This is a genomic window from Herbaspirillum lusitanum P6-12, assembly GCF_000256565.1.
GTDB lineage: Bacteria > Pseudomonadota > Gammaproteobacteria > Burkholderiales > Burkholderiaceae_D > Herbaspirillum > Herbaspirillum lusitanum.
In genome coordinates, this window is record NZ_AJHH01000261.1 from 1 (window position 1) to 6,142 (window position 6,142).

Here is a 6,142-nt window from a genome sequence, read left to right on the forward strand (position 1 = left end):
AAAGCGCGGCCGGCGCGGAAACGATCGGCCACGCGGTGATGCACGTGATAGCTGGAGAACCAGTTGACCTTGTCGACCTTGATCTTCATCTCGCGCAGGGCGCGTTCGGAGACGTCTTCAAAATTCAGCGCATCTGCTTGTCCATTGCGGTTCACTCTGCCTTCGCGGATGGTGCCGACCAGGCGCGCACTGCCGCCGTCATTCATGCCGAATACTGCGACGAAGTCTGCTTCGCTCAGGTCGACATGTACTTCGCCGTTCAGCGCCGGGCCGCTGCCTTCGATATCGGCAACGTAAAACAACTGGCGATACGTGCCGCCGGAAAAATCCGCTCCCAGGCTTTTGCGCACCATGGAATGCGCGCCGTCGCAGCCGACGATGTAGAGCGCATCACAAGTTTGTGCGCGACCGTCGGCATCGAGGTAGCGCGCGCTGACATGCGAACCGGCGTCGCTGTAATCGATGAAGTCGATGCCGCGTTCGATCACGATGCCGGCCGCCTGCAGCCGCTCGGCCAGCAATTTTTCATGACGGTCTTGCGGAAAGATCTGCAGGAAAGGATAGGGCGTCAGGCCCTCGCCGATTGCACCAAGTTGCACGTGCGCCTTGTGTTCACCTTCTGCCCACAGATTGAACGCCTGCGCCCGATGTCCTTCCGCCAGTACGGCGTCGGCCAGGTCGAGCTGGCGGTACAACTCCAAGGTACGCGCCTGCACCACCAGCGCGCGCGAAGCGGTTCCGGCGCGCAGCAGCCTTGTCGAGGATGCGCACACGCACGCCGAACTTGTTGAGCCACAACGCCAGCACCATGCCGGTGGGACCGGCGCCGACGATCAAGACTTCATGCTGTGCCATGGCAAACCTCCTTCAATTTCAATGACGGCCGGACTGCTAGGCATCGATATGCGCCACCAGCGGTAAATGGTCGGACGCGACACGCGCCAACGGGCTGGCGTGCACCTGCACTTTCAGCAAGCGGCGGCGCGGACTGATCCAGATGCGGTCGAGCGAAAACAGCGGCCAGCCATTCGTTGACGTCGCCCATCAGGATCACCGGCATGCGATCGGTGTCGAAGGCTTGCAGCAGGCGCTTGATCTGGTCGCGCCGTTCGGCAGGGCGCAGGCCCAGATGCGTGGCCACCACGCGCAACGGCTGACCGTGGCAGGCGAGGTCGGCGTCGAGCGCACCGCGCGCTTCGCGGCTGCCGAACGACAAGTCGATGGCGCGCGTCGCCTGTACCGGATAGCGGCTCAGCACCGCATTGCCGTAGCGGCGCTGCGGCGTATCTTCGGTCGGACCTTCGACGGCATGGAAGCCTGTGGCTTCCTGCAATACCTTCAGCACGTCGGCGCTTTCCGATCCGCCCAGCGGCACTTCCTGCAATGCGATGACGTCGGCGCCGATGTCGAGCAGAACCCGCGCGATGCGTTCAGGATCGAAGCGGCCGTCGGTGCCGATCGCGCTGTGGATATTGTAGGTGGCGACAGTGAGCGGCCAGGGACTGGCTGGTGTCGTCTGTGCAGGCGGCGCCAGCACCGCGGCGACCTGATTCATCGGATGCTCCGCGGTTGTTGAGAAAATAACTTCTGCAAGCCCAACGCCATGCCGATCAGCAGCGCTGCCATGCCCGCCAGCAAGGCCACCGTCGTCAGGCTGGGATGGCGGATCGCCTCCGCCAGATTGTGCGCGAATGCGACCGTGACAATGATGCCGGGCGCCATGCCTAGGAAGGTGCCGATCAGATAATCGCGCAAGCGCAGGTGCGACACGCCTGCCACCACATTGGCGATGGTGAACGGCGCCACCGGCAGCAGGCGGATCACCACCATGGCCGGAATGCCGCGTTGCGCGAAGCGCCGGCTCAGGCTGTTGACACGGCGGCCGAGCAATTGCTGCAGTGTCTCGCGGCCCAGCCAGACACCCACGCCGAAGCCCGCCAGCGCGCTCAACAAGGATCCCGCCAGCGCATACAGCGCACCGTAGAACGGCCCGAACACGATGCCTGTGACTGCAATCAACAAGGTCACCGGGAACATCAGCATGCCCGCCACCACATACACCGCCATCACCGCCAACGGCGTGAACGGCAGCGTTTCCAGACTGCGCGCCATGACGATCAGCGCGTTCAGGTTGAGCCACTCGCGCAGCGGCGTGAAGCGCCACGCCAGAGCCAGGGCCAGCAGCAGGATGCCGAATACGCCGAGGCCGATCAGCCGGCGCGGCACCGGCTTGCGGGCATGACCCGGCACGAACTGCGCAATCAGTTCATCGGGATTGATCGGCGTTTCCGGATCGAACATCACCTTGTCCGGCATGAGCGCTTCGATCTGCGGCAGCACGACAGGATCAAGCGCGATCAGGGTGCGACCGTTGCTCTGCAGCGCAGCGATGGTCGCGTGAAGGCTGGAGGTCTTGTCAATTTCTTGCCGGACCGTTTCCACGCCCACGTCGAGATGCTCGGCCAGCAAGCGGTTGCGCATGCCGGCAATCGCGGTGCGGATACGCGCCTGTTGCGCTGCGTCGCCATGGGCTTCTATCACGAGATTGCATTCAGTGTCGTACGTCATTGAACGGTTACTCATGTTGGCCGAGCCGACGCAGAACAAATGATCGTCGACCGCGAATACCTTGCTGTGGACATTGAGGCAGCCGTCCTGCTCGCCTGCCAGTTGCGGGCAATACATGCGATAGCGGCCGTGTTGATCTGCAGCTTTCAGGCGCTGATGAATGCGTGCGCGCAGATGGCCCATGGTGGCCTGCTCCAGCCAGCCGCTCTGGTTTTGCGGCGATACCACCACAACTTCCGGGGCATCGTCTTCAGCCAGGCGTGCCGCCAGCGCATCGTGCAGCACGTTGGAGGTGAAGTACTGGTTTTCGAAGAACAGCGAATGCCTGGCGGCGGCGATGGCATCCAGGTAAAGCTGGCGGATTTCATGGATGCCGCCGCCACCGTCGCGTTCAGGTTCGGTGCGGGCGATACCGATTTCAACGTCGCCCAGGTCAGGCTCCACACCGGTCGGCCACAGATCGTCGCCATCCTTCGCCTTGTTCGGCGGTAGCGCAGGTTTACAGCCGGCGCGGGTCCAGCGCTCACGCGCCAGTTCGCCGAGCGCGGCGGCGGCTTCGGCATCGACCATTGCCTGCACGTCGTGGAAGGGACCATATGGTTTATCGTCAATGTCGCGGCGCAAGGGTTGGTCAGGCGCATGCTCCGAAGTGTCCCAGCGGTTGCGTGTCAGGTCGATGCCGCCCGCAAATGCCAGTTTGTCGTCGATCACCACCACCTTCTGATGATGCGAAGCACCGACCGGGTGGCTGGCATCCATGTGGAAATAGAACCGGCGCCGCTTGCGCCAGCCGTGCTTGTAAGCCGGCGGCCATTCGCGTTCCAGCGCATACAGCATCGCAAAATCCCAGTTGAGGATATAGACGTGCAGCTGTGGACGTTCTTCAACCAGCGCGTTGAGGAAATCGCCCAGCGCCTCCGGATAGCCGTCGCCGGCGCCGCCCGCCACCACCACGTCATCCGCCAATCCCCAGTCCCGCGCCACTTCCGGCTGCGCGCACCGCGCTGAAATAGGCGTCGGCGTCGATCAGCAGCTTGAAGCGGCGTGCCGGTGCAATGCGCCAGCAATTCTTGCCGGGCTCCAGCAGGCGAGGTCGGGATGGCGCTGGCCCGGTGTGCTCGGTGTGCTCGGTATACATCGATCCGCTGACCTTTCGGTAATGCCTGCGGCGCAGGCGCAATAAGGGATCTCAGCGTAGACCGGGCAGTCCGGCACGGGTATCGGCAAATGTCTTTTTCCAAAGTCAGACAAAAAGGAAACGGGCCGCTGCTTAAACGCCAACGAACGCCAACGAACGCAAACGCAAATATGAAATGTTGTGCGTTTGAAATCATCCCGCCCGGCTCAGGCATTCCGCACGTGTGCACCAAAGCCGGTCACACCAGGCGCAATCTCATCGCGCAGCGTCAGCGCCGGGATGGCGTAGTCGCCGGCGTTCTGCGGACGGAATGCAATTGGCGTGGCGCTTTCGAGCGTGTCGAGACGCTCGCCCAGGGCCTCGCAAATGCCCGCATAGCGCGCTGCATCGGTCTTGCCGGTGCGATACACGACGAAAGGAGGCAGCACGTCGAAGCCCGGGTAATACAGGATGCCGTGATGGATCGGAAACAGCAGGTCGTCGATCGGACCGTTGATGCCGCGCGCCGTATAGTGCGACTCCCAACCGCCGGTAGTGACGATCACCATCGCGCGTTTTCCCGATAGCGTACCTTCGCCGAAACGATCGCCCCAGTGCGTGTCGGAATGTTCGCCGACGCCATAGGCGAAGCCATAAGCGTAGACGCGTTCCACCCAGCCTTTCATGATGGCCGGCATCGCATACCACCACAGCGGAAACTGCAGGATGACAGTGTCCGCCCAGCGCAGCTTGTCCTGCTCGCGCGCGATGTCCGCACTTTGCAAGCCGTTTTCAAAGGCGTGCTTCGACGCCAGCGAAGCATCGAAGCGTTCGCCGTTACGCGGCGCCAGGCTGTCGTCGACATCGAGCGGAGTTTTCCAGTTCATGGCATACAGGTCTGATACCTGGACGGCATGGCCGGACGCTTCCAGGCGGGCGACGGCGAAGTTCTTGAGGGAACCGTTGAGCGATCGGGGTTCGGGATGGGCATAGACAATCAAGACATTCATGGCTGGCTTTCAAAAAGAGGAGCACCCAGCTTAGGTTTGCGTGAGGTATATTGGAAATGAATTTCTCATATTGCAGGTATTAAGAAAGCTGATCATGAACAAACTTCGCCAACTCGATCTGAATCTGCTGGTGACGCTGGATGTGCTGCTATCCGAGCACAACGTGACGCGCGCGGCGCAGCGGCTGAATTTTTCCCAACCATCGGTCAGCGTGCATCTGGCCAAGCTGCGCGAGATCTTCAGCGATCCTTTGTTGCTGCCGGGGTCGCGCGGCATGCAGCCGACCGCACGCGCCGAAGAATTGCGCGAACCCTTGCGTGTAGCCCTGCAGGCGCTCGAACGCGCGGTGGCGCCGGGAGGAGGATTCGATCCCGCCAGTGCGGACAATACCTGGCGTATCGCCGCCACCGATGCCAGCGAGACGGCAGTGTTGCTGCCGGCCTTGCCCGGATTGCGCGCTGCCGCGCCCGGTACGCGCCTGGCGGTGGTCGAGCTGGCGCGCCAGCGCGTGTTGTTCCGCGAGCGCTATGTCCTGGTGGGACGCAGCGGCCATCCCAAACTCCGCCGCAAGCCGACGCCGGCGCAGTTTTGCGCGCTGGAACACGTGATCGTGTCGCCGGACGGCGGCGGTTTTCGCGGCGTCACCGACGATGCACTGGCGGCGGCAGGACTGACGCGCCGCGTGGTGTTGTCGGTGCCGCATTTCCTGTTCATGATGTCGGTGCTGGCCAATACCGACATGGTGGCGATGGTGCCGTCGCGCCTGATGCGCGGATCGGCGGCGCTGCAGGTGGTCGAGCCTCCCTTCGATGTCGCCGGTTACGACATGGCGATGCTGTGGCATGAACGTTCGCATCGTGATCCGGCGCATCAGTGGTTGCGCGATCATCTGGCGGCTTCCGTGTAGGCCTGCGGCGCAATTTGCCAGGACCTGCTGCCGCTCGTTTTCGGCATCAAATTCCGGCACTGCAACATGGATAGTTCTTGCATCGCAAATTAATTGGAACTATAAAAGTAATCGATTACATTTGTAGTTAAAGAACATTTCCATGCTCAGTCCCCATCTATCGACCGTAACCGGTCCGGTTTCGATCAGCGCCGTCGCCGACCATGCAGGCGTTTCGGTGGCGACTGTGTCGCGCGTCATGAACGATCAGCAAGGTGTGCGACCGAAAACACGCGACAAAGTACTGCTCTCCGTGGCCGCGCTGGGTTACCGCATGAACCATCTGGCGCGTAATTTACGCACGGCCGAAAGCCGCATGCTGTTGACGATGGTGCCGGACGTCGGCAACCCGTTTTATGCGCAGATCCTGCGTGGGATCGATACCGTGGCGCGTGAACACGGTTATTTTGTGCTGCTGTGCGACACGGGCGCGGATGAAGGGCGCGAGCGTTCTTATTTCGATCTGTTGCGCATGCACCGCGCTGATGGCGCACTGATATA

At 62.1% G+C, this 6,142-nt stretch carries 5 protein-coding genes and 2 pseudogenes; 2 read left to right on the forward strand and 5 right to left on the reverse strand.

The window, feature by feature from the left end; all coding sequences use genetic code 11:
• The 5 genes and pseudogenes from HLUSI_RS27695 to HLUSI_RS0108655 all read right to left on the reverse strand — a co-directional run.
• Positions 1-855 (reverse strand): annotated as a pseudogene (locus HLUSI_RS27695) (FAD-dependent monooxygenase); the annotation flags it as partial.
• Positions 856-891: 36 nt separating this feature from the next.
• Positions 892-1,555, reverse strand: a pseudogene (locus tag HLUSI_RS27700) (endonuclease/exonuclease/phosphatase family protein).
• Positions 1,552-3,552, reverse strand: coding sequence for a VTT domain-containing protein (locus HLUSI_RS0108645; RefSeq protein ID WP_238533948.1), 2,001 nt, complete (start codon positions 3,550-3,552; stop codon positions 1,552-1,554). Before HLUSI_RS0108645 ends, HLUSI_RS27700 begins: the two are co-directional and overlap by 4 nt.
• Entirely contained in the window at positions 3,524-3,706 is a 183-nt protein-coding gene (locus HLUSI_RS33995; RefSeq protein WP_016833589.1) for a hypothetical protein, read from the reverse strand. Before HLUSI_RS33995 ends, HLUSI_RS0108645 begins: the two co-directional genes overlap by 29 nt.
• Before the next feature lie 206 nt (positions 3,707-3,912).
• A complete protein-coding gene (locus HLUSI_RS0108655) occupies positions 3,913-4,695 on the reverse strand; it encodes an NAD(P)H-dependent oxidoreductase (RefSeq protein WP_016833590.1) in 783 nt (260 codons plus the stop codon).
• Between the two features lie 94 nt (positions 4,696-4,789).
• Here HLUSI_RS0108655 and HLUSI_RS0108660 point away from each other — a divergent pair, with 94 nt between their 5' ends.
• Both HLUSI_RS0108660 and HLUSI_RS0108665 read left to right on the forward strand, forming a co-directional pair.
• Positions 4,790-5,602: a LysR family transcriptional regulator gene (locus HLUSI_RS0108660; RefSeq protein WP_016833591.1), complete on the forward strand. Its 813-nt coding sequence runs from the start codon at positions 4,790-4,792 to the stop codon at positions 5,600-5,602.
• A 142-nt stretch (positions 5,603-5,744) separates the two neighbouring features.
• A partial coding sequence (locus HLUSI_RS0108665; protein ID WP_016833592.1) for a LacI family DNA-binding transcriptional regulator occupies positions 5,745-6,142 on the forward strand: 398 nt, incomplete at its 3' end.

What these genes read in the sequence shown, in the direction of transcription:
- HLUSI_RS0108655 (WP_016833590.1), bottom strand. Translation starts at nt 4,695, where the DNA reads ATGAATGTCTTGATTGTCTATGCCCATCCCGAACCCCGATCGCTCAAC.
- HLUSI_RS33995 (WP_016833589.1), bottom strand. Translation starts at nt 3,706, where the DNA reads ATGTATACCGAGCACACCGAGCACACCGGGCCAGCGCCATCCCGACCT.
- HLUSI_RS0108660 (WP_016833591.1), top strand. Translation starts at nt 4,790, where the DNA reads ATGAACAAACTTCGCCAACTCGATCTGAATCTGCTGGTGACGCTGGAT.